Source organism: Pseudomonas sp. DTU_2021_1001937_2_SI_NGA_ILE_001, from assembly GCF_032463525.1.
Classification (GTDB): domain Bacteria; phylum Pseudomonadota; class Gammaproteobacteria; order Pseudomonadales; family Pseudomonadaceae; genus Aquipseudomonas.
Genome location: NZ_CP135971.1, coordinates 2,702,129 through 2,722,863 on the forward strand (window position 1 = coordinate 2,702,129; position 20,735 = coordinate 2,722,863).

The window sequence follows — 20,735 nt, forward strand, 5'->3', positions numbered from 1 at the left end:
TGCGCCTAGAGCAACAACGTCCACAGCGCAAAGGCGGCGTACCACACGATGGCCGCACGAACCAGCAACTCCCAGATCAGATCCAGGCTTTTGACCCCGGTCATGCCCAACGCCGGCTCCGGCACCTCGCTGGCCACGCAGCCGACCCGAGCGATCAGCCGGGCGGCGCTGATGTTCCAGTTCAGCAGTTCCTGGAGCATCTCGCGGCTCACCGCCGCGAAGTTGCCCACCAGGGCGAAGCTGGCCGCCAGCAGGCGCACCGGCAGCCAATCGAAGGCATGGCGCAGTTGCGCGGCCCGTTCGGCCACTGCGGGAGTAGCGGCCTTCTCGGCACAGAGCGCCAGCAGGCGGTAGGCCAGCGCCGCCACCGGCCCGAGCAGGGCGTACCAGAAGATCACCGCGAAGAAGCCCTGGTAAGCCTGCCAGAGCAGGTGCCCTTGCACGGCATCGAGCAGCTGCCGGGCATCGTCGGCCTGCACGCCCATGTCGCGCTCGGCAACATGTACCGCCGCCTGCACATCGCCGCGGCGACAGGCATCCCGGAACGGTCCCAGTGCGGCGGGCAGATCACCGCGCCCCAGGCTGTAGACCAGCACCAGCAAGTGCACGGGCAGGAGCATCCAGCCATAGGCCACCGAACCGATCACCACCAGCGCCAGGTGCACGGCCAGCAGCGGCAGCAGCACCGCCAGGGCCAGGATCAGCCAGGGATGGCCCGCGCTGCGGGGTGCGCGCTCCAGGCGCGCCAGGACCTTGAGCCAGGCCTCGTCACGCTGCACGCGGCGGCGCAACGCGGAAAACTTCTCGACCACTACCGCCAGCAACAACACCAGAAAACTCATGCTCCCTCCCCGGTCGAATCCTGAATCGACGCCCGAAAACGCGCCCAATCGAAAAATGGCCCCGGATCGGTCTTGCGACCGGGGGCGATGTCACTGTGTCCGCAGATACGCTCGACGCTGATCGCCGGCCAGGCCTGGCGCAGCTGCCGGGTCAGGGTGGCGAGCGCCGTGTACTGGGCATCGGTGAACGGCTGCTCGTCGGTGCCCTCCAGCTCGATGCCGATGGAAAAGTCGTTGCAGCCCTCACGCCCGTCGAACAGCGACACGCCGGCATGCCAGGCCCGCTCCAGGCAGGAGACGAACTGGGTGACCTCACCGTCACGCTCGATGAGAAAGTGCGCCGACACGCGAAGGTCGGCGATGCCCTGGAAATAGGGATGCGCGTCGATATCCAGACAGTTCTGGAAGAACGCCTGGACATGACCGGTCTTGAAGCAGGCCGGCGGCAGGCTGATGTTGTGAATCACCAGCAGTGAGATTTCGCCGTCAGGCCGCGCATTGAAATTGGGTGACGGACAATGGCTGACCCCGGCACACCAGCCGCTGGCGGAGTCCAATTGCATGAGCGCTCCTCGATGAAGGTGGTCGTACGGCGCTCAGTATGCCTGCCAGGGGCAACTTCACGACAGCCGTAGAACGTCTTCGAGTTGTATTCAGGCGCCCCGCGCACGGCGCAGGCTGCCCATGACCGAGGCCAGGGCGCGGTCGAACAGCAGGGTATCGTCGAGAATGCGGATCGAGCCGCGACGAAATTCGACTGCCAGCCCCATGCGGGTCTTTTCCAGGACCTTCATGCCGGTGCGGTTGACGAAGATATAGCGCCCGCCCGGCTCGACGATGGCGGCCAGCTTGCAGCGCAGCTTGTGCTCCTCGTCTTCCTGAATCTCCACCCAGCGCCCGGGGGTCAGCTGGTCAGCCTTGAGCAAGCCTGGGTCGTCGTCGGGCAGTTGCATGGCCGGCTCGTGCAGAGGGTGTTCGTCCGGCGCGATCAGCACGATCTCCTCGACCACATCGACCATCGACGGCCCTGGCGCATCGCTTGCCACCGGGGTGTCATCCACACCGTCCTGTTGCCGCGACAGACGCTGGAAAGCCTGCACATGCAGCACTTCCAGCTGACTGAAGAATTCACTGGTGGCGAATGGGTCGAAGGCCGACGCGGCCAGCCCCTCACGCAGGACCTTGAGCAGGCCGGGCACCAGTTCCAGCAGGCGCTGGCAGGCCTGCGGCTCGTCATGCGGCTCGACGCTCCAGATCAGGTCGTCCACCGCATCCAGGCCGGCCTGCCACTCCAGCGAATCCTCGCCGTGCTTGAGGCAGGTCAGCAACAGCACCTTGCTCCAGGCTTCCTGCAGCAGGCGCACCACCACTTCCGGCAGGGTCTTGCCCAGCAGGCGATGGTTGAGTTCCTGCTGCACGCGCTGGCGGGCCAGCTCGGCTCGGGCGCGTCCCTCTTCGGCATCGCGGGTGCGCTGCTCCAGCAGCTCGCTGCGGCGCCGTTCGTCGCTGGTGAAGGCCAGGAAGTCGGCCAGCAGCTCGGCGAAGATTTCCGTGTCGTCGACGAAATCGTTGAGCAGGCGCTGGACGATCTGCTCGACCCGCAGGTACAGCGAGTCCCGCTGGTAGTCGTCGCGCCCGCCCCAGCCCAGGGCGGCCGAGGCGATTTCGTTGAGCAGGCGGCGCGCCGGATGGCTGCCACGGCTGAAGAAGCTTTTGTCGATGACCGCGACCTTGAGCATCGGAATCTGCAGGCGCGCGATAAGGGCACGCAGCGAGGCCGGCAGATTGCGGTCGTCGAGGATGAATTCGAAGAGCATGGCGACCAGATTGATCACGTCCTCATCGCCGCCATGCACGATGCGCGACTTGCCGCTGCGCACACTGACCCGGGTCAGCAGTTGCTCGAGCTGCTGGCGCAGGTCGAAATCCTGGACTTCTTCGGACGACGGTACGTATTGCTGCAGGTGCGACAGCAGGCGCAGCAGGTCCTGGCTGGAAATCGGCCGCACTTCGGCGTTCGGCTCGTGGCGCGGCGCCACGCGCCCGCGCAGGTGGGTCAGCAGCGCCTGCATGGACTCGAAGACTTCCTGCACGCTCTGGTCGAGCTTTTCGGCGACCTGGGCCAGCGCCGGGTCATCGATCCGGGGTGCCTGGCGGCTCGGCTGGGCACGGTCGCTGACGCGTCGACTGGGCAGGGCCTTCATGTCCGGCAGGATGCCGGTGGCGATGAGCAACTGGTTGGCTTCGCCATACAGCTGGTCGGCGCAGGCCAGGACGTATTTGTCGAACAGCTTGAGAATGATCAGCTTGACGCGGATCTCGACCCCCAGGCTGCGCGCCGACTGCAGGAAGAAGTCGCACAGCAGCATCGGCCCCAGCGGGTTGCTCTGGTCGGTCATGGCCTGGGGCACCAGCTCGTTGAGGCGCGCGGTAAGCTGCCCCAGGGCCAGGCCGTCGCGGCTCATGACCTTGGCGACCATCGCATCGACCGCGACAGTGCGCTCCAGGTCGTCGTTGTGCACCAGCTCCAGCTTGTCGAAGGACACCGGTCCCGGCAGCACCGGCTCGGCGACCTGGTACTGGCCCAGCACCAGGAACGCCTCGTAGAACTTGTCGATGAACGCGCGCTCGATGCTCTTGCGCTTGAGGCGCAGGTCACGCATCGCTTCGAAGAAGAGATTCTGCTCGGTGTTGTTGTGCGCCCGGTCGGCCATCTCGAAAAGCGTATCGTCGGCATTGTCGAACAGCACCTGGAGGGCGTCCTTCAGCTGCTGCGCGGCCTTGTCGCGCACCTGCAACAACACGACGGGCAAGCGGGCCAAGGGCGTCTGGGTCGCCTGTGCAGGGACCGCCTTGCTCAATGGCACTACCTTATCGTCGCTCTGCATCACCCCTCCAGAAGGATTCAACCATGAACACCATGTACTGCCTCATGGCGCGTTCTGCGCTCGCAACCCATACGTCAAATGTGTGACGTCAATTACAAGTCGGCATTATCTTGCAAAAACCATTACCAATTCCATAGGGGAATCCCTGCCCGCGGAGATAGACCACAAGAATCCCGTTCTGTCGCATCCGGCGCTCTAAAACCGACAGAATGTCGTTCTTGAATAAAATGCCAGGCTGCTCTGGCCATGGGTGGGTTGCGGCGGTGGCGTACCTTATAATCGGCCCACTTTGTAAGTGGAGCCCGCTATGCCGAACGTACGACTTGCCGACCTGACTGCCGAAATCGAAGCCAATGTGCGCCGTGCACTGCTCGAAGACGTCGGCAGTGCGGACATCACTGCCCAGCTGATCCCCGGAGAGCGCCTGGCCAAGGCCACGATCATTTCCCGGGACGCCGCCGTGATCGCTGGTACCGCCTGGGTCGATACCGTGTTCCGCCAGCTCGACCCGCGTGTCGCGGTGCATTGGCAGGTTGCCGATGGTGACCGTGTGGTTCCCGACCAGGCGCTGTTCCACCTCGAAGGTCCCGCCCGCTCGCTGCTGACCGGCGAGCGCAGCGCGCTGAACTTCCTGCAGCTGCTGTCGGGCGTTGCGACCCGCGCCCGCTTCTTCGCCGACCTGGTCGAAGGCACCCAGGTCAAACTGCTCGATACCCGCAAGACCCTGCCCGGTCTGCGCCTGGCGCAGAAGTACGCGGTGACCTGCGGCGGCTGCCACAACCATCGCATCGGCCTGTACGACGCCTTTCTCATCAAGGAAAACCACATCGCCGCCTGCGGCGGTATCGCCCAGGCCGTGGCCGCCGCTCACAAGATCGCACCCGGCAAGCCGGTGGAAGTGGAAGTCGAAAGCCTCGACGAACTGCGCGAGGCCCTGGAGGCGGGCGCCGACATCGTCATGCTCGACGAACTGAGCCTGGACGACATGCGTGAGGCCGTACGCCTGACCGGTGGACGCGCCAAGCTGGAAGCCAGTGGCGGTATCAGCGAGCAGACCCTGCGCGTGATCGCCGAGACCGGCGTGGACTACATTTCCATCGGCTCGATGACCAAGGACGTCAAGGCCGTCGATCTGTCCATGCGCCTGAGCCTTTGACCCCCCGCTTTCAACCTGAAAGGAGCCGCGACCGTGGAACAGTGGTACGTCGTCAACGCAGGCAAGCAACTGGGACCGATGGACGCCGCCGCGGCGCGGCTCATCGCCCGTGAAGCACCGGGGGCCTGGTGCTGGACGCCCGGCATGGCCGAATGGCAGCCGATCTACCAGGTGCCGCAGGTGCGCGCACTGAAGAAAGATGGCGTGACGCCCTTCCCCGACCCGACGCCGGACATGATCCAGCCGCGCCCCGGCGCCCTGCCGGCCCAGCCAGCGAGCACTGCTCCGGCACCGACGAGCCGGCCCCGTCCTGCCTTCGCTCCGGCACCGGAACCGCCCTCTGCGGCGGACGCCTCGCGTGGCTATGGCTCATCGACTGCCACCGATGGCGTGGACTTCAAGCTGTTCGGCAGCGAGACACAGTTCGTCGAGATCGAACTCGATCGCGGTGAAAGCGCTGTGGCCGAGGCCGGGGCGATGATGTACAAGACCTGCGACGTGCAGATGGAAACCCTGTTCGGCGACGGCAGCAGCCAGTCGTCGGGCCTGCTGGGTTCGCTGCTCGGCGCCGGCAAGCGCCTGCTGACCGGTGAAAGCCTGTTCACCACGGTGTTCTCCCAGCAGGGCACGGGCAAAGGCCGGGTGGCTTTCGCCGCGCCCTACCCTGGCACCATCCTGCCGTTGAACCTGAGCGACTTCGGCGGTCGGCTGATCTGCCAGAAAGACAGCTTCCTGGCCGGCGCCAAGGGCGTGTCCATCGGCATCCAGTTCCAGAAGAAAATCCTCACCGGCCTGTTCGGCGGCGAGGGCTTCGTGCTGCAGAAGCTCGAAGGTGACGGCTGGGTATTCGTGCATACCGGCGGCACGGTGCGCCGTATCGAACTGGCCGCAGGCGAGTCGCTGGACGTTGACACCGGCTGCCTGGCGGCCATGACCCAGACGGTCGACTACGACATCCGCACGGTGGGCGGCATCAAATCCATGCTGTTCGGTGGCGAGGGCGTGTTCTTTGCGCGCCTTACCGGGCCAGGCACCGCATGGTTGCAAAGCCTGCCCTTCTCGCGCCTGGCCGGGCGGATGCTGGCAGCGCTGCCCAACGCGGGGGTCGCCAGGAGCGAACGCTGATCGCTGTGGTCAAAGCGGCAACCGAATCGCGGAGGCCCCACCATGTTGCTGACCCAGGGACAACGCGTCCCGCTCTCCAGCCTGATCGATGGCCAGGAACTGACCCTGGCCATCGCCATTGACTCGCCCCATGTCATCGATCACGTGTGCTTTGGCCTCGATGCCAATGGCAAGCTCTCCGACGACCGCTACATGATTTTCTTCAACCAGCCGTCCAGCCCCTGTGGCAGCCTGCAATTGCAGGGCAATGCGTTCCACATCCGCCTGAACGGACTGCCAGCCACCCTCGAACGCCTGGTGTTCACCGCCTCCATCGACGGCCACGGCACCCTGCGCGACATCCGCGCCAGCCATTTCAGCGTCCGTGGCAGTGGTGGCGAGGCCGCACGCGGCGAATTCTCTGGTGCCAGTTTCGCCGCCGAGAAAGCCATCATGGTCGCCGAACTCTATCGGCGTAACGGTGAGTGGCGCCTGGCGTCGAACCTGCAAGGCTACAACGCCGGCCTGCAAGCGTTGGTGGAACACTTTGGCGGCGAGGTCATCGATGCACCCGCACCAGAGCCCGAACCGGCCGCTGCGCCGCGTATCTCGCTGGAAAAGAAAATCGCCGAGGCCGCCCCGCAACTGGTCAGCTTGGCCAAGAAAGCACAGATCAGCCTGGAGAAAGCCCGGCTCACCGATACCCGCGCGCGGGTCGGCCTGGTGCTGGATGCCTCTGGCTCGATGAACGGCCAGTATTCCAGGGGCCATGTGCAGGAAGTGGTCAACCGCCTGCTGCCCCTGGCCGTGCACTTCGACGATGACGGCGCGCTGGACTGCTGGGCCTTCGCCGCCCGCTCGACGCAACTGAGCCCGGTCACCCTGAGCAACTTCCGCGACTTCATCCAGACCGACCAGGGCGGCTGGCGCGACTGGAAGCTCGGCGCCAGGGTCAATAACGAACCCGAGGTGATGCGCCGGGTCATCGACTTCTACAAGGAGTCGGGTGACCGCACGCCGGTGTACATACTGTTCATCAGCGACGGCGGGGTTTCGCAAAACCGCGAGATCATCAAGCTGATGACCGAAGCGGCGCGGCTGCCGATCTTTTGGCAGTTCGTCGGGCTGGGCGGCCGGGGCTACGGCATCCTGGAAAAGCTCGATGACATGGACGGCCGGGTGGTGGACAACTGCAACTTCTTCGCCATGGACCGCCTTGACGAGATCAGCGAAGAGAAGCTCTACGACCTGCTGATGGAAGAGTTCCCCAGCTGGCTCAAGGCCGCCAAGGCAGCCGGCATCCTTTAGGCAACGCGTTCATCCGACCAAAAAAAACGCCATCCGAGGATGGCGTTTTTTTGTAGCGGATCGGGATCAGCCGATCGACACACCGTGGGCTTCAGCCAGTGGCTTCAGGCCGCCAGCAAAACCTTGGCCGATGGCCTTGAACTTGAACTCGTCGTTGTGACGGTACAGCTCGCCAAAGATCATCGCGGTTTCGGTCGAAGCGTCTTCGGACAGGTCGTAACGGGCGATTTCCTTGCCGTCGGCCTTGTTCAGTACGCGGATGTAGGCGTTGGACACCTGGCCGAAGCTCTGCTTGCGGGCATCGGCGTCGTGGATGGTCACGGCGAACACCAGCTTCTTCACTTCGGCAGCCAGGCCGGTCAGCTTGACCTGCACCGACTCGTCGTCGCCTTCGCCCGCACCGGAGCGGTTGTCGCCCAGGTGTTCCACCGAGCCATCGGCAGATTTCTTGTTGTTGTAGAAAATGAAGCCGGCGTCGCTCAGCACCTTGCCGTTTTCACCGACGATGAACACCGAAGCGTCGAGGTCGAACTCGGTGCCGTCGGTGACGCGTGGGTCCCAGCCCAGGCCCACGGTCACTTCGGTCAGGCCAGGGGCTTCTTTGGACAGCGAGACGTTACCGCCTTTGCTCAGACTTACAGCCATTTGCGTATTTTCCTTTTTAGAAATCAGTGAAAGGCCGAATCAGAAGTTCAGGCCATAGGAGTTGGCAACCGCACGCAGGCCACCTGCATAGCCCTGGCCCACGGCACGGAATTTCCACTCGCCGTTGTTACGGTACAGCTCGGCGAACAGCATGGCGGTTTCGGTGGACGCGTCTTCGGCCAGATCGTAGCGGACGATCTCGCTGCCGCTCTTCTCGTTGACCACGCGGATGAACGAACCGCCAACCTGGCCGAAGTTCTGCTTGCGCGCATCGGCTTCGTGGATGGTCACCACGAAGACGATCTTGTCGACGTCCGCCGGTACACGGGTCAGGTCGACCTTGATCACTTCGTCGTCGCCGTCACCTGCACCGGTGCGGTTGTCGCCGGTGTGCTCGACCGAGCCATCGGCGCTCTTGAGCTGGTTGTAGAAGATGAAGTCCGCTTCGCTGCGGACCTTGCCGCTGGCACCGAGCAGGAAGGCACTGGCATCCAGGTCGAACTCCTGGCCGTCAGTGGCACGAGGATCCCAGCCCAGGCCGATCAATACGTTGGTCAGGCTAGGGTCGGTCTTGGACAGCGAAAGGTTGCCGCCTTTTTGCAGAGTCAAAGCCATGATGGGTCGTCTCCTTTATTCCGATGTTTATGCGTCTTTCGCCGGTTCTTCTTCCTTGGCAGGGAAGATCACGCTGGCGACGATACCGATAGCCAGCACGACCATTACCACGATCAGGCTGGTGTTGGGGCTGATGCTGAAACCATGATGGAACAGGTGATCGGTAGCGTTCAGGCCCAGCTTGAAGGCAATGAAGAACAGCAAGGCGATGACCGCTTTTTCCAGATGCACCAGGTAACGCTTGAGGGCTTCGAGCACGAAGTACAGGGTCCGCAGGCCGAGGATCGCGAACAGCATCGCCGAGTAGACGATCAGCGGCTCACGGCTGACGGCGATGATGGCCGGCACGGAGTCGAAGGCGAACAGCACGTCGGAGATTTCCGCGACCACCACGCAGAGGAACAGCGGCGTGGCGAACAGCGCGCCCTTGGCCGCCAGGGTGATGCCGGCGTTTTCCGGTTTCTTGATCTCCTGCTCGAGCACCGAACGGCGCACGAAGAAGTTATGACCATGCAGCTTCGGCCAGACCGGGAACAGCTTCTTGGCGAAGCGGTAGGCCATGTGCTGCGAGTAGTCGACCTCTTCGTCGTCATCGTCGCCGGCACGCAGCATCATCACGGCGGTCCAGGCCACGATCAGCGCGAAGATCACTTCGACCCACGGCCCGAGGGCCAGCAGGCTGGTACCGATGGCCACGAAGATGCCGCGGAACACGATGGCCCCCATGATGCCCCAGTACAGCACGCGGTGACGCAGGCCATCGGGAATCTTGAACCAGGCGAACAGGGCCATGAACACGAACAGGTTGTCGACGCTGAGGACCTTCTCCAGCGCATAGCCGGTGAAGAACAGCGAAGCCACTTCCGAGCCGTGCTGGAAGTAGAGGAACACGCCGAAGGCTACGGAAATGGCCACCCAGAAGATCGACCACAACGACGCCTGCATCAGGGTGATGGGCTTGTTGCCGCGGTGCGAGACCAGGTCGATGATCATCGCGCCGACGGCCAGAGCGATGAACACGGTCATCGTGAGCGGCGGGAAGCCAATAGCAGTGCTGCTTTCCATTTAACAGAATTCCTGAAGGGTAAAGGTTACAGGTCGAAATCGGCCGGGCTCAGGCCCAGCTCGCGACAGATGAGCCGGCAGACCTGACGCTCGCCTTCGTCGAAGCTGCCATCGGCACCGCCAATCGCGCAGCAGACCCGCACCAGCAGCCGCGCGGCATCTTCCTTGTGCTTGATCTTGCCAATGGTCTTGAGCGCCTCGGCGCGGCCGATTTCGACGTCGAACTCGAACTTGGCACAGGCATCCTGGAAGGCCTTGATGACATCTTTCATGTCGAAGGCTTTCAGTTCCTGGGAGTTCTGGATGAAACCGGCCATTTTCTGTTTCTCGGCCGAGCTGATGTCGCCATCCGCCGCCGCCACCAGGGCACAGCCGGACACCACAGCGTCGAGAAACTCACGGTTCTTGAACTTCGAAACTTCAGCGGCCAGCTTGTCACGGGCGGCCGTTGCATTGGATTTCAACCAGTCCAGCATTTCTTCCCCCTTGGGACGGCCACGCCGCCCCGTATCTATCGTTATAGGTTCACTGACAACGGCTGTTCATTTCGAGCCGGCCGCCCAACGCATGCCCCAACCATAGGCCTTGTCCATGTGACTGTGGCCGTTGTGGAAATCCACGCGCCGCGTCACCTTCACCGCTCCGTTGTCGTTCTCCAGCAGGGCGATGGCGCACATGCCCTGGCGCCCACCCTCTTCGTTGAGGCGCACTTCGATGGGCGGCTGGCCCGGCACGTGGATGGTGATCACCCCGTCGGTTTCCTTCCAGTTGGGTGCGCCCTCGTAGATGAAGGCGTAGATCAGGATGCGGCGCATCTTGTTCCAGTGGCTGCCGTTGATATGCAGCCACTCGCCTTCACTGACCGAACCGGTACGGTCGTCGCCCATGAGCTTGATATAGGGTTCCTCATGCAGGGAACCAAAGGCATTGCCCAGGGCCTGCACGGCGCCTTTGTAACCGTCCTGCAGCTCGAACAGGCAACCGACGTCGAGGTCGATGGCGGTGTTCTTGCGCATCGAAAAGAAACCGCCCTTGTTTTCACTACGGCGGTTCCAGTTCAGGTTGACGCGAATTTCGCCGAACCCGGCACTGGTCTTTTCCAGGCTGATGGACGAGCGAGTCTTGTCCAGGGTGATCTTGCTCAGGCTGACGGTCGCCTTGGCCGGCGGGGCCGGTTCGGCAACCGGGGCAGGCGCCGGCGGCGCCACCGCAGGCGGCGCCTCGGGCGCAGCAACCTCGACGCCGAAGTTCTTCGCCAGCGGCTCCAGGCCGCCGGCAAAGCCCTGGGCCACGCAGCGGAACTTCCAGGCGCCCTGGCGCAGGTAGAACTCGCCAAGGATCAGCGCGGTCTCCTGCATGCCGGCCGTGGCAATCGGTGCCTCAAGGCCGCCGCTGATAGTGACCACCAGCCGCGACACCTTGTCGAAGGCCGCCTTGTTTTCGTAGATGGTCGCGGTCAGTGCAACCTTCTCGATGGCTGCGTCGAGCCGCGACGGATCGAGGCTGAAGCGCGCCTTGCCCACGGCGCTGTCGGTCAGCTGCAACGCTCCGCCACTGACGCTGGTCTGGCCGTAGAAGCACATGTCCTGGTCACCCCGTACCTTGCCGGCACTGGTCAGCAGGAAAGCGGAAACATCGATATCGGCGCCGGCCAGCGGCGAGTAGTCGACTTCGACGGTCAACGGGCCGGTGGCCACCGCGGCATTGGCGCCAGGAACGAGCAGGGTCATGCGCGGATCGCTCCGACCGCCAGGTCAACCAGATCATCGGCAGTGCGGCCGTTGGTGACCTGGCCCACTGCGGTGAAGTCCCAGCCGCTGCCGGTACGGGTCAGGTACGACATGATCACGCCGGTATGGTGACCCTTCTCGGACAGGTCGAAGCGGCCCAGCTCGTTGCGGGTCGCGTCGTCGACGATACGGCAGTAGGCGTTGGCGACCTTCTCGAAGGTCTGCCCGGTGAAGGAATTGACGGTGAACACCAGGTACTTGACGGTACCCGGCAGGCGCTCAAGGTCGACACGGATGGTTTCGTCGTCGCCGTCGCCCTCACCGGTACGATTGTCGCCGGAATGCTGAATGGCACCGTCACGCGACTGCAGTTGGCGAAACCACACCACGTCCAGCGGCTTTTTCTCCGCATCGAGCATGATGCACGAGGCATCCAGGTCGATCTCACCGCCGCCGCCCAGCAGCTTGCCGAAGAAGCCGGTGGCTTTCTCCGGATCCCAACCCAGCCCCATGCTGACCTTCTTCAGACCGCTGCCAGCGGTTTTCTCCAAAGAGATCGTCTGGTTCTTTGCCAAAGTCAGTGCCATTTTTTCGCTTCCTGTGAATAGGTCGTCGGATTAAAAGCGTGAAGCCTCACCGCGATGGCTCATCAATGCCATCCCGATTGTGTAACTTGGCGTTAATCACCGGCTTGGCCGGGCCCTTGTAGCGCCCGCGTCGCCAGGCCGGATGGAAGTGCCGCCAGTGCGCGTCCTGGGCGGCGGCGAGCAGTTCATGGTCGCCACTGGTGTCGCCCCAGGCGCGCACGCGGAACTGGCTCAAGGGGCCGTACACGCCTTCCAGGCGGCTGACCTTGGAGTCGCGCCGGCAATTGGTGCCCTCGATCAGCCCGGTCAGCTTGCCATCGATGACTTCCAGGCTGGTGCCGATCAGCTCGACACCCAGGCGATTGGCGAATGGCTGCAGGACGATTTCCGGCGAGGCCGAACAGAGCGTCACGATGGCACCCTTTTCCAGCTCGGCGGCCACCGAGACCAACGCCGTGGGGCGCATCAGCCGCTCCCACCAGGCATCGCAGAAGGCCTGCGCCTGTTCTTCGACCCAGCGCGCTTCCACACCGCTGAGGAAGGCCTTGATCAGCCGGGCCTTCAGCTCGTCACGGGTCACGCGCCGGGCCAGGTAGCCCAGGCTGGGCAGCACCATGCGCGCCATGCGCCGGGAAAAGGTGCGCTGGCCGAAGGCGAATTTGAGAAACGGCACGAAGCTGTCGTGCCGGGTCAAGGTGCCGTCGAAATCGAACACCGCGAGCAGGCGTTCCTGCACTTCTACTTCGAGATCGGGTTCTATCACTGGCTCTGTCATTAGCTAACTGCCTCAGCGAGTCGGATGCTGGCATCCACGATCGAAGCCGGTGCCGGCAGCACGCCATGCCATTTGGCGCGCTCCATGATGTGGGTTGCCCATTTGTGGTGTGTGGCGGGTTCGCACATCGCATCGTTGTACTTGAACACCGCCGCGGCCGAAGAGTTCAATATCTGCCGCGCAGAATTCACATCATCCAGGCTCACCCGCAAGGCGTTCTGGATGATCGTGACCTGGGAAGGATGAATGGCGGTCTTGCCCACCAGCCCATGAGAAATATCCAGTGCCAGTTCCTGTTCGAGAATGTCCGGCGTGGCCAGTTGCTCGAACACCGGCGCGGTGAGGGCAAAGCCCAGCGCGCCCATGACCCCGGCCAGCATCGGGATGACATAGCCCATGGGCGTCGCGTAGAGAGTCAAGGCCGGGTTGCGACGCAACCCCAGGCAACCCATCAGGTCGTTGCCACCGATGCGCAAGGCGACGATGCGCGGCTCCAGGCTGCCCTTGAGCGCCTGCCCCAGCTCGGTCATGGCCATCGGGTTGAACACCTCGGCCGTTTCCAGGGTCGGCATCAGCGCCAGCGCGGGGTTGCCGACCGCCGCCTCCCAGTGGCGCAGATTACTCAATGCCAGCTTGGGCAGCACGAAGCCATCGACATGACGGATCAGCGGCCAGTCGTTGAGCTGCGCGGCCATCTGCGCATCACGGGGGCGCACGAACAGCAGCGGCCCGCTTTCCGGGCGCCCGCCCACCGACTCGATGCGCAGCAGCACCTCGCGCAGGTTGCCCAGCGCAGCGTCGACGTCCAGCGGTGCTACTGCATCTTCCAGGCACACCACCAGCGAGCGCAACTCGGTGAGTTTCTTGCCGAAGACCACATCGAGGATGTCGTCACGGGTCGCCGGCATGTAGAGCGTAGCGCCAAGGGCGTAAGGCGAGATTCGGGTCATTGGCCAAGACTCCGGATGATGGTGGCCGCCCGGTACGGACCGAGGGCCGCGCCGACCTGCTCCACGGGCACCCCGGCCCGCTCGGTCAGGTGCAGCAGCAGTTGCACGTCGCTGTCGTTCAGGTCACGGACCAGCACATGATCGGGCACCCGGCGCATCACGGCGCGGGTGGCCTCGGCAATGCCTGGCTTGATGCGATTGGGGTTGGTGATGTCGAAGCGCTGCGCCAGCCCGGCGACCACCTGGGTGGCCGCCGCCTGCAGTTGTTCGCGCTGGGTGACGCTCCAGGGCTGCGCAGCGGCGACGTCGGTCAGCTCATGGCGCAGACCGTCGATCTGCTCGATGAAGCGGGCGGTGACATCGTAGGGCTGCAGGTGCTCGTAGACCACACAGCCATGCAGGCTGCCGGGCTCGGACCAGATGGACCGCGACACCAAGCCGGACACCGTGGCGCCGAGGATGCCCGAGGGGATCAGCCAGTCCTGCGTCGAAGCCGCCAGCCAGGCCTGCCCGCAAGGGTCGGCGAGCACCACCAGGCGCGGTGCCGTGGTGAAGCGCGGGTCACCGGCCAGACTGCGGCGCACCTCACCGGCGATGGCGCCCTTGCCGGTCCAGCCGTCGACGAACACGATGCGCTCGGCGCCGTGGGCCTGGATGATCGCGTCCAGAGCGACAGGGTCGATGCCCCGGTCGCGGATGATACTGATGCCATAGTGATGAGTCTCGCGACCCAGGCCCTGCAGGGCCCGGCGCAGCAGCACGCCCAGTGGCAGCCCGGCGCGCACGAAGGACACCAGGACGATTTCGCCCTCGCACGCGACATTCAGGGCCTTGGCCAGGGCCTGCACATCGCCGGCCATGCGCAGGCCGTTCTGCGTCATGGCGCGCTGGAACAGTTGCCGGTGCGCGTCGCTGGGCGCCTGCTCCAGGCTGATCATTTCCGAGTAATGCTTCTGCCGGGTCTGGATCAGGCGCTCCTTTTCTTCGACATCGGTCACCTCGATGTCGACGCTGCGCAGCAGGAAGTGCACATCGTCAGCCAGATAGCTGCCGCTGCCGACGGTGTTCAGGCCCCGCACCCGGCTATTCACCGGCAACCTCCTGAAAGGCCTTGGCCAGCTGGCTGCGAGCCGGGGTCGCCCACCAGTGGCATTCGCCCATGAAGCCCAGATCAGTCAGGCTGTCACCAAACCCCAGCACGGGGCGCTCGCCATGTACCGCCCGGTCGCGGCGCAACCATTCCTGCACCGCATGACGCTTGTCCAGCCCGGCCGGCAGGAACGCCAGGTTGTTGCCATTTCCATGCACGTGCATGCCGTCGAGCAGGCCGCGCTCGCGGACCTCGGCCAGGACCCGCTGCAGGATGCCGTCGTCGCTCTCGTTGTGCTTGGTGACCACGTAGTGGAACAGCCCCGCCTCCTCGACCACCCAGCCTCGCAGCGAATGCCCCAGTGCCTGGCCAATCGCCAGGGTCGCGGCGCTCAGCTCGTGCAGGCGCGTCTGGTAGGCGGCCAGGGTCTCGCTCATCTGCGCACGCCAATCCTGGTCCAGGCGGCCGTCAGCGCCGAGTATCACGCCGCCGTGCGAACAGATGGCTCCGCAGGCAAACGGCAGTTGCACCCGGCTGCAGGCCTCGACACTGCGCGCGGTGACCGGCACCACATCGGCATGCGCCAGCAGCCAGCCGACGAAGGCGTGCTGCACACCGGTCATGTAACCGTTGGGCTGGCCGGCCACATCCACCGTGGCCGGGTGTTTCTCGCTGCCTGGCGGCATCTTGCGCGCGGTCTGGAACAGGGTGTCATCCAGGTCCACGAGGATCAGCGGGCGGACTTCATTCATCGCAGATCACCTCGGCCTGCAGGGTTTCGACCAGTTCGGGCGCGACGGCGCGGGCCGGCGTCTCGGTGCAGATCAGCACCCGGTCGAACTGGCCGGGCCGCACGTTGTAGAGAAAGTTGGGAATGCCCAGGCCGTAGTTGTCGGCGAACGACAAGGCATGGCCGATGGCATGCCCCAGGGCGATGGGAGAACGGCTGGTGGAGCCGAAATGCACGTCGGCACCCTGCTGCTCCAGGCGCTCGGCGAGCAGGAATGGGCGCCAGACGAACTCGCTGGTACCCACCACCAGCACGCGCTCGCCCGGCTCGACACGCAGCTGCGGCGCCAGGCTGTCGGCCACCGCACGCACCCCCAAACGGCCCCAGTCGTTGCGCGCCGATACCGGCCAGTCGCCGCGGGCCACGGTACCGACCTCGGGCATGTCCGGCAGCGGCGCCTGCGGGTCTTCATCGAAACGATAGGCGCCCTGCAACAGCGAAACCTGCTCGGTCGCGACATTCATGTTGCGGCTGACCGCCCCCGCTGACCAGTCGGTCAGCACACAGGTCACCAGCCGTTCGATACGTGTCAGGCCCGCCTCGGCCAGGGCGCGGTGCAGGTTGATGAAGGTCTTGCCGGTCGAGGCTTCGTCATCCACCAGCACCAGCGAGCGGGCGGCGAACATCCGTTCGCGCAGGGCCGGGTCGGTGGGCAGGTGAATCAGATGCGCACTGGCGTGGCTGTGCTCCTCTTCGAAACGGGCGAACACCTCGGTGCCCGTCGGGTGCCGGGTGCTGACCAGGTACAGGGTGTCGTCGCGCTCGCGGCTGTATTCACGATGCACACCGGCGCCCAGGCCTACGGCGGTTTCGGCCATGCCGATGAACAGCACCGGCCCGGGCAGGTCGGTCGGGATGCGCTGCGCCAGAGCCTGGAAGCTCTCGCGCATCACCGAAGGACGCACCGGAATATGCCGACCCAGTACCCGAGAAACGAACAGGAAGGCACGCTTGGGATTGCGCCGCTCGGCAAAACCGAACAACGCCTCGGGTGCGACGGCGCTGGCTTGCACGGTTACGTCGAGGCAACCACGCAACAACTCGGCACGCAGTCGGGTCGGAGGAAGCAGTGCCTGGCGGCTGTTCATCGAGTGATTCCTGGTTGGACGAAAGACGAGTGTGTCGAGGCGCGCCTGAGAAAACGGTCAGCCACGCGAGGCTTCGACAAGCCATAACGACGATTGTGCGGTACGGGAGATTTCCGTCGTGCTGTAGGTTCTGTCCGGACGCAACAGGGTGGTCGGCACCCGGCAGGCCTGCAGGAAAGCCACTAGCAACGCAGACTTCACCGCGAAGTTCATGTTCTGTGCATCCGGCACGCTGGAGGTGACCATACCCACCACTGCCCCGCCGCTGTCGAACAGCGGGCTGCCACTGGAACCCGGCTGGATCGGTGCGGTGAACTGCAACAGGCTGGCATCGCTGTGCAGGCCGAACAGGCTGGAAACTCCGCCTTGGGTCACCTGCAGGTTGCCGCCGGAAATCGACGCCAACGGGTAACCCAGCGCCACCACGTTATCCCCCGCCTCGCAGCCGGGGCCTTCGCGAAACGGCAGGGCCGCCAGCGGTGCGGCACCCTGCACCCGCAGCAGGGCAATATCGTTGCGCCGGTCCACCACCACCGGCTCGACCTGATAACGCCCGTCCAGCGAGCTGATGTACAGCACGTTCATGTCTTCGATGACATGCGCACAGGTCATCAGGTGCGCCGGGCCGACCACGAAGGCGGTGCCGGTGGCCGACTGATGACGCTGGCCGTCGCGCGGCCCGCCATCGCCGCGCCGGCGCGGGTGGCCATCGGCAATGTCCAGGCCGATCTTGCGCCCGAACGCCGCCAGGCCGTAGGCCGAGCCTTCGCTGAGGGCGCGGAATTTCCATTGTTCGTTGCGGCGGTAGAACTCGCCGATGATGATCGATGCCTCGCCATGCTCGCGCAGGTCGATGCGGTATTCGATGTCGCTGTCGACCTGCAGGCACAGGCTGCCGGCTTCGCTGATCGGCCCCGCCGCCGCGTAGACATAGACCATCAGCAGCACGCGGTCGCTGCCGCCGGGCAAGTCGGCCAGGCGCAAGGTGCAGCCGACGTTCTGCGGGCCGCCACTCCACGCCATCCAGGGCTGCTCGTGATGCAGCAGGGCCGGATCCCCGGTGGGCTGGCGCTTTTCGTTGACCGGCAGCAGCGCGACGGCCGCGTAGTCACCGAAGATCGAAGCCTTCCCCGTGTCCAGATTCCAGGAACACTGTGAGTTGACCAGGGCAACGTTGACACCAGGCGCCAGCACTTTCATGCCGGTTCTCCTTGAAGGGCTGAAGGTCGATGATTAATAGCAAAAATCTATTATTGCAGCGAGGGGCGCGAACATACCGCAACGGTGATGGGCTTCACCCGAATATCCGGTAACCAATGTGTTTCCGGTTCTTTCAGACCCAGGCGCCGGGTGGCGAAAATCCCCGGCAGGTTCACGCCAGCCTGTTGGGTATAGCCGATGCCCCCCGAATAGCGCGGGTTGATTTCCAGCAGGTGCGGCAGGCCCTGCGGGTCATCGCGGGTCTGTACGTTGACCAGGCCGTCGCAGCCGAAATGCTCGGCGGCGCGTACGGCCAATTGCACGGCAGCCCCTTCGCGCTCGAACGTCTGGTGCAGACCCTGTTTGCGCCGCCCGACCGCCGCGACCACCCGCCCCTGCTCGCAGACGATGTCCACCGAGCATTCGCTGCCGGGCATGTACGGCATCACCAGCAGCGCCGGGCGCTCGCCGGGCTGGCGATAGGCATGCAGGTAGGCTTCGAAGGAGGTTTCCCGGGCATCGGGGTTGGCGAAACAGCGAAAGGCATCCACACCCTCCTTGAAGCGCCAGAAGCCCTGGCCGTAGATACCCACCGTGGGCTTGACGCACACCGCCCCCTGCGCACTGAGGGTGGCGTAAGCCTGCTGCAGCTGCTCGGCATCGCTGACCGTGATCGCGGGTACACAAGCCAGCCCTGCCTGCTCGGCGGCGGCGGTGAAACGGCTCTTGTCGTCTACCCTGTCGAAGGTCTCGATCGACAGCCCTCCGGTGACCAGGTCGATACCGGCATCGACGAAGCGCTGCCGATGGCGCTCGTAAGACGCCCCCATGCGTCCGGCGACCACCACCCTGACGCCCAGCGGCCGGGCGTTGTCGATGACCCAGTCGATGCGCTCGGCGTCGTCCTGCGGCTCCAGCAGAGCCAGGTCGGCCTGACCGGTGATCTCGCCGCGCGGCTGGCGGTGCGAGGCAACGATGCGCAGCGAGGCTGGCAGCGCCGCCCGTGCCCCCATGATGACTTCACGCTGGCTGGACTGCCCTTCAAGGAACCAGATCATGCAACTCTCCGTCTAGGGATGGTCTTGTCGAATTTTGTAATAACTGTTTTGCTTCAAGCGCGCTGCCGATTAGGGCAAAGTCACGCAATTTTCATAGAGGAACAATGGCATGAAGTGGCTCAGGCGGTCGATCTGGCTGGTGGTGATTCTGGTCCTGACAGCGGGCGGGCTTGGCCTGCACTACCTGCTGCCGCGGCATGACGTGGTGTTGATCACCGGGGTTGAAGTCAAGCGCATGGACGCCGATGGCGTGATCAACGCGGAAAACCCGGCCGACGGTCCGACCCGCGACGTGTATTTCATCAACACCGAAAACCCCGACACCAAGAAAGTGGTGGTGTACCGCAACGAAGACACCGGCTGGAGCTTCCCCTGGTACTTCAAGTTCGACTCGGCCGACCTGCAGGCCAAGGCTCAGGGCTATTCCCGTGATGCCCAGCAATTGGTGCTGATCCGCTATTACGGGTGGCGTATCCAGATCTTCTCGGTATTCCCCAACATCACCTCGGTGGAAGCCACCACCAGTCGTGATCAGCCTTTCCCGGTGTTCAACACGATCTTCTTCAGCATCCTGGCACTGCTGGTGCTGTTCACTGCACTGGCCATCCGTCGTCGCCTGCGCCGGCAGCCACGTGTCGATGGCGTAGTCCGCTCCTGACCGCGCCTGCGGGGCGTCGGCGCCACGGCCGATGCTCCCGATCTGCTAGAATCCCGCGCCTCCTTACGATCCCTCCCGAGGCGCCGCACATGTCTTCCCTCACCCAGGCGCTCCGCGTCGCCCTAGACCGCCGCCAGCCACTGCTGGACGAACTGCATGCCCAGGGCACCGACTGCTACCGGCTGTTCCATGGCAGCCAGGAAGGCGCTGCGGGCCTGACCCTCGACCGCTATGGCCCACAATTGCTGGTTCAGAGCTTTCACCACAGCCTGGAGCGCGAACCGCTGCTGGAGCTGATCGACACCGTTCAGGCGCACCTGCAGCTGAATCTGCTGCCGGTCTACAACGACCGCTCGCGTGGCAACTCGCGTATCGATCGCCAGGACAGCGTGCACCAGCCTGATGACGCCGCGCTGCAGGACCTGGTCGGTCACGAGTGGGGCCTGAACTATCGGGTGCGGGGTCGTCATGCCGGCCAGGATCCGCTGCTGTTCCTCGACCTGCGCAACGCCCGTGGCTGGGTACGCCGGCACAGCCAGGGCAAGCGCGTACTCAATCTGTTCGCCTACACCTGCGGGGTCGGCCTCAGCGCGGCGGCCGGTGGTGCCCGTGAGGTCTGCAACCTGGACTTCGCCGAAGGCAACCTGGCGGTCGGTCGGGAGAACGCCGCCCTCAACCCCGAGTTGCCGGACATGCAGTTCATCCAGTCGGACTACTTCCCGGCGATCCGCCAGCTGGCCGGTTTGCCGGTCACTGCGCGGCGCGGGCAGAAACTGCCGGCCTATCCACGCCTGCAAGCCCGGGAGTACGACCTGGTGCTGCTCGATCCGCCGGCCTGGGCCAAGAGCGCGTTCGGCACCGTGGACCTGCTGCGCGACTACCAGAGCCTGCTCAAGCCGGCGCTACTGGCCACGGCGCCCGACGGCGTGATGATCTGCTGCAACAACCTGGCGAAGGTGCCCATGGAGGAATGGCGCGAGCAGGTGCTGCGCTGTGCTGCGAAGAACGGCCGCCCGGTGCGCGAGTGGCAGGTGATCCAACCGGCTGCGGACTTCCCCTCTCAGGACGGCCAACCGCCGCTCAAGACACTGGTCCTGCAGTTCTGACCGAGCAAACATAAGGATTTTTCCTACAAGGCGGAACGACACCGCCTTATGAACCGAATCGACATGCCATACTCCAAGCA

Annotated in this window: 21 protein-coding genes; 5 read left to right on the forward strand and 16 right to left on the reverse strand. The window is 64.5% G+C overall.

Annotated features, from left to right (window positions below; translation table 11 throughout):
* Positions 1-5: 5 nt before the first annotated feature.
* From ampE to RRX38_RS11590, 3 genes are all read right to left on the reverse strand, one after another.
* Positions 6-842 (reverse strand): regulatory signaling modulator protein AmpE, encoded by an 837-nt coding sequence (gene ampE / locus RRX38_RS11580; RefSeq protein ID WP_315962565.1) that lies wholly within the window; start codon positions 840-842, stop codon positions 6-8.
* Positions 839-1,405, reverse strand: a complete 567-nt coding sequence (ampD, locus tag RRX38_RS11585) for a 1,6-anhydro-N-acetylmuramyl-L-alanine amidase AmpD (RefSeq protein WP_315962566.1) — start codon at positions 1,403-1,405, stop codon at positions 839-841. The genes ampE and ampD overlap by 4 nt, the downstream gene beginning before the upstream one ends.
* A gap of 90 nt (positions 1,406-1,495) precedes the next feature.
* Complete coding sequence (locus RRX38_RS11590) at positions 1,496-3,730, reverse strand: DUF1631 domain-containing protein (RefSeq protein WP_315962567.1); 2,235 nt, start codon at positions 3,728-3,730, stop codon at positions 1,496-1,498.
* A 307-nt stretch (positions 3,731-4,037) separates the two neighbouring features.
* Between RRX38_RS11590 and nadC the strand changes: the two genes are divergently transcribed.
* The 3 genes from nadC to RRX38_RS11605 are packed head-to-tail and all read left to right on the forward strand — an operon-like array spanning position 4,038 to position 7,298.
* Positions 4,038-4,886 carry a carboxylating nicotinate-nucleotide diphosphorylase gene (gene nadC, locus RRX38_RS11595; protein WP_315962568.1) on the forward strand — a complete coding sequence of 283 codons (849 nt, stop codon included), beginning with the start codon at positions 4,038-4,040 and terminating at the stop codon, positions 4,884-4,886.
* A 33-nt stretch (positions 4,887-4,919) separates the two neighbouring features.
* Entirely contained in the window at positions 4,920-6,011 is a 1,092-nt protein-coding gene (locus RRX38_RS11600; RefSeq protein WP_315962569.1) for a TIGR00266 family protein, read from the forward strand.
* A gap of 42 nt (positions 6,012-6,053) precedes the next feature.
* Positions 6,054-7,298: a VWA domain-containing protein gene (locus tag RRX38_RS11605; protein WP_315962570.1), complete on the forward strand. Its 1,245-nt coding sequence runs from the start codon at positions 6,054-6,056 to the stop codon at positions 7,296-7,298.
* A 66-nt stretch (positions 7,299-7,364) separates the two neighbouring features.
* Here the strand turns inward: RRX38_RS11605 and RRX38_RS11610 are convergent, their stop codons facing one another.
* The 13 genes from RRX38_RS11610 to RRX38_RS11670 all read right to left on the reverse strand — a co-directional run bounded on the left by RRX38_RS11610 (position 7,365) and on the right by RRX38_RS11670 (position 18,891).
* The gene (locus RRX38_RS11610) at positions 7,365-7,943 is read right to left on the reverse strand and encodes a TerD family protein (RefSeq protein WP_295475380.1); all 579 of its coding nucleotides are present in this window, start codon (positions 7,941-7,943) and stop codon (positions 7,365-7,367) included.
* Positions 7,944-7,982: 39 nt separating this feature from the next.
* Positions 7,983-8,558 (reverse strand): TerD family protein, encoded by a 576-nt coding sequence (locus tag RRX38_RS11615; protein WP_295475377.1) that lies wholly within the window; start codon positions 8,556-8,558, stop codon positions 7,983-7,985.
* 27 nt (positions 8,559-8,585) lie between these two features.
* Positions 8,586-9,623 (reverse strand): TerC/Alx family metal homeostasis membrane protein, encoded by a 1,038-nt coding sequence (locus tag RRX38_RS11620; RefSeq protein WP_295475373.1) that lies wholly within the window; start codon positions 9,621-9,623, stop codon positions 8,586-8,588.
* Positions 9,624-9,649: 26 nt separating this feature from the next.
* Positions 9,650-10,099, reverse strand: coding sequence for a tellurite resistance TerB family protein (locus RRX38_RS11625; RefSeq protein ID WP_295475370.1), 450 nt, complete (start codon positions 10,097-10,099; stop codon positions 9,650-9,652).
* Positions 10,100-10,165: 66 nt separating this feature from the next.
* The gene (locus RRX38_RS11630) at positions 10,166-11,353 is read right to left on the reverse strand and encodes a TerD family protein (RefSeq protein ID WP_315962571.1); all 1,188 of its coding nucleotides are present in this window, start codon (positions 11,351-11,353) and stop codon (positions 10,166-10,168) included.
* Complete coding sequence (locus RRX38_RS11635) at positions 11,350-11,940, reverse strand: TerD family protein (protein ID WP_315962572.1); 591 nt, start codon at positions 11,938-11,940, stop codon at positions 11,350-11,352. The genes RRX38_RS11630 and RRX38_RS11635 overlap by 4 nt, the downstream gene beginning before the upstream one ends.
* Before the next feature lie 46 nt (positions 11,941-11,986).
* Entirely contained in the window at positions 11,987-12,715 is a 729-nt protein-coding gene (locus RRX38_RS11640; protein ID WP_295475362.1) for an HAD family hydrolase, read from the reverse strand.
* The gene (locus RRX38_RS11645; protein ID WP_315962574.1) at positions 12,715-13,665 is read right to left on the reverse strand and encodes an HpcH/HpaI aldolase/citrate lyase family protein; all 951 of its coding nucleotides are present in this window, start codon (positions 13,663-13,665) and stop codon (positions 12,715-12,717) included. Before RRX38_RS11645 ends, RRX38_RS11640 begins: the two co-directional genes overlap by 1 nt.
* Complete coding sequence (locus tag RRX38_RS11650) at positions 13,662-14,756, reverse strand: cysteine protease StiP family protein (RefSeq protein WP_315962575.1); 1,095 nt, start codon at positions 14,754-14,756, stop codon at positions 13,662-13,664. Before RRX38_RS11650 ends, RRX38_RS11645 begins: the two co-directional genes overlap by 4 nt.
* Entirely contained in the window at positions 14,749-15,507 is a 759-nt protein-coding gene (locus RRX38_RS11655; protein WP_315962576.1) for a trehalose phosphatase, read from the reverse strand. Before RRX38_RS11655 ends, RRX38_RS11650 begins: the two co-directional genes overlap by 8 nt.
* Positions 15,500-16,633, reverse strand: a complete 1,134-nt coding sequence (locus tag RRX38_RS11660; RefSeq protein ID WP_315962577.1) for a phosphoribosyltransferase domain-containing protein — start codon at positions 16,631-16,633, stop codon at positions 15,500-15,502. The genes RRX38_RS11655 and RRX38_RS11660 overlap by 8 nt, the downstream gene beginning before the upstream one ends.
* 57 nt (positions 16,634-16,690) lie before the next feature.
* A complete protein-coding gene (locus RRX38_RS11665; RefSeq protein ID WP_315962578.1) occupies positions 16,691-17,833 on the reverse strand; it encodes a trypsin-like peptidase domain-containing protein in 1,143 nt (380 codons plus the stop codon).
* A gap of 50 nt (positions 17,834-17,883) precedes the next feature.
* Positions 17,884-18,891, reverse strand: coding sequence for an ATP-grasp domain-containing protein (locus tag RRX38_RS11670; protein WP_315962579.1), 1,008 nt, complete (start codon positions 18,889-18,891; stop codon positions 17,884-17,886).
* A 109-nt stretch (positions 18,892-19,000) separates the two neighbouring features.
* On the opposite strand from RRX38_RS11670, the gene RRX38_RS11675 reads away from it, so the two are divergent.
* Both RRX38_RS11675 and RRX38_RS11680 read left to right on the forward strand, forming a co-directional pair.
* Positions 19,001-19,549 carry a DUF1523 family protein gene (locus tag RRX38_RS11675; protein ID WP_295475348.1) on the forward strand — a complete coding sequence of 183 codons (549 nt, stop codon included), beginning with the start codon at positions 19,001-19,003 and terminating at the stop codon, positions 19,547-19,549.
* Between the two features lie 89 nt (positions 19,550-19,638).
* On the forward strand, positions 19,639-20,655 hold the full coding sequence (locus RRX38_RS11680) for a class I SAM-dependent rRNA methyltransferase (RefSeq protein ID WP_315962580.1): 1,017 nt from the start codon (positions 19,639-19,641) through the stop codon (positions 20,653-20,655).
* Positions 20,656-20,735 lie beyond the last annotated feature (80 nt).

What these genes read in the sequence shown, in the direction of transcription:
- RRX38_RS11640 (WP_295475362.1), bottom strand. Translation starts at nt 12,715, where the DNA reads ATGACAGAGCCAGTGATAGAACCCGATCTCGAAGTAGAAGTGCAGGAA.
- RRX38_RS11655 (WP_315962576.1), bottom strand. Translation starts at nt 15,507, where the DNA reads ATGAATGAAGTCCGCCCGCTGATCCTCGTGGACCTGGATGACACCCTG.
- RRX38_RS11620 (WP_295475373.1), bottom strand. Translation starts at nt 9,623, where the DNA reads ATGGAAAGCAGCACTGCTATTGGCTTCCCGCCGCTCACGATGACCGTG.
- RRX38_RS11670 (WP_315962579.1), bottom strand. Translation starts at nt 18,891, where the DNA reads ATGATCTGGTTCCTTGAAGGGCAGTCCAGCCAGCGTGAAGTCATCATG.
- ampE (WP_315962565.1), bottom strand. Translation starts at nt 842, where the DNA reads ATGAGTTTTCTGGTGTTGTTGCTGGCGGTAGTGGTCGAGAAGTTTTCC.
- ampD (WP_315962566.1), bottom strand. Translation starts at nt 1,405, where the DNA reads ATGCAATTGGACTCCGCCAGCGGCTGGTGTGCCGGGGTCAGCCATTGT.
- RRX38_RS11660 (WP_315962577.1), bottom strand. Translation starts at nt 16,633, where the DNA reads ATGAACAGCCGCCAGGCACTGCTTCCTCCGACCCGACTGCGTGCCGAG.
- RRX38_RS11610 (WP_295475380.1), bottom strand. Translation starts at nt 7,943, where the DNA reads ATGGCTGTAAGTCTGAGCAAAGGCGGTAACGTCTCGCTGTCCAAAGAA.
- RRX38_RS11590 (WP_315962567.1), bottom strand. Translation starts at nt 3,730, where the DNA reads ATGCAGAGCGACGATAAGGTAGTGCCATTGAGCAAGGCGGTCCCTGCA.
- RRX38_RS11615 (WP_295475377.1), bottom strand. Translation starts at nt 8,558, where the DNA reads ATGGCTTTGACTCTGCAAAAAGGCGGCAACCTTTCGCTGTCCAAGACC.
- RRX38_RS11680 (WP_315962580.1), top strand. Translation starts at nt 19,639, where the DNA reads ATGTCTTCCCTCACCCAGGCGCTCCGCGTCGCCCTAGACCGCCGCCAG.
- RRX38_RS11665 (WP_315962578.1), bottom strand. Translation starts at nt 17,833, where the DNA reads ATGAAAGTGCTGGCGCCTGGTGTCAACGTTGCCCTGGTCAACTCACAG.
- nadC (WP_315962568.1), top strand. Translation starts at nt 4,038, where the DNA reads ATGCCGAACGTACGACTTGCCGACCTGACTGCCGAAATCGAAGCCAAT.
- RRX38_RS11630 (WP_315962571.1), bottom strand. Translation starts at nt 11,353, where the DNA reads ATGACCCTGCTCGTTCCTGGCGCCAATGCCGCGGTGGCCACCGGCCCG.
- RRX38_RS11625 (WP_295475370.1), bottom strand. Translation starts at nt 10,099, where the DNA reads ATGCTGGACTGGTTGAAATCCAATGCAACGGCCGCCCGTGACAAGCTG.
- RRX38_RS11605 (WP_315962570.1), top strand. Translation starts at nt 6,054, where the DNA reads ATGTTGCTGACCCAGGGACAACGCGTCCCGCTCTCCAGCCTGATCGAT.
- RRX38_RS11635 (WP_315962572.1), bottom strand. Translation starts at nt 11,940, where the DNA reads ATGGCACTGACTTTGGCAAAGAACCAGACGATCTCTTTGGAGAAAACC.
- RRX38_RS11675 (WP_295475348.1), top strand. Translation starts at nt 19,001, where the DNA reads ATGAAGTGGCTCAGGCGGTCGATCTGGCTGGTGGTGATTCTGGTCCTG.
- RRX38_RS11645 (WP_315962574.1), bottom strand. Translation starts at nt 13,665, where the DNA reads ATGACCCGAATCTCGCCTTACGCCCTTGGCGCTACGCTCTACATGCCG.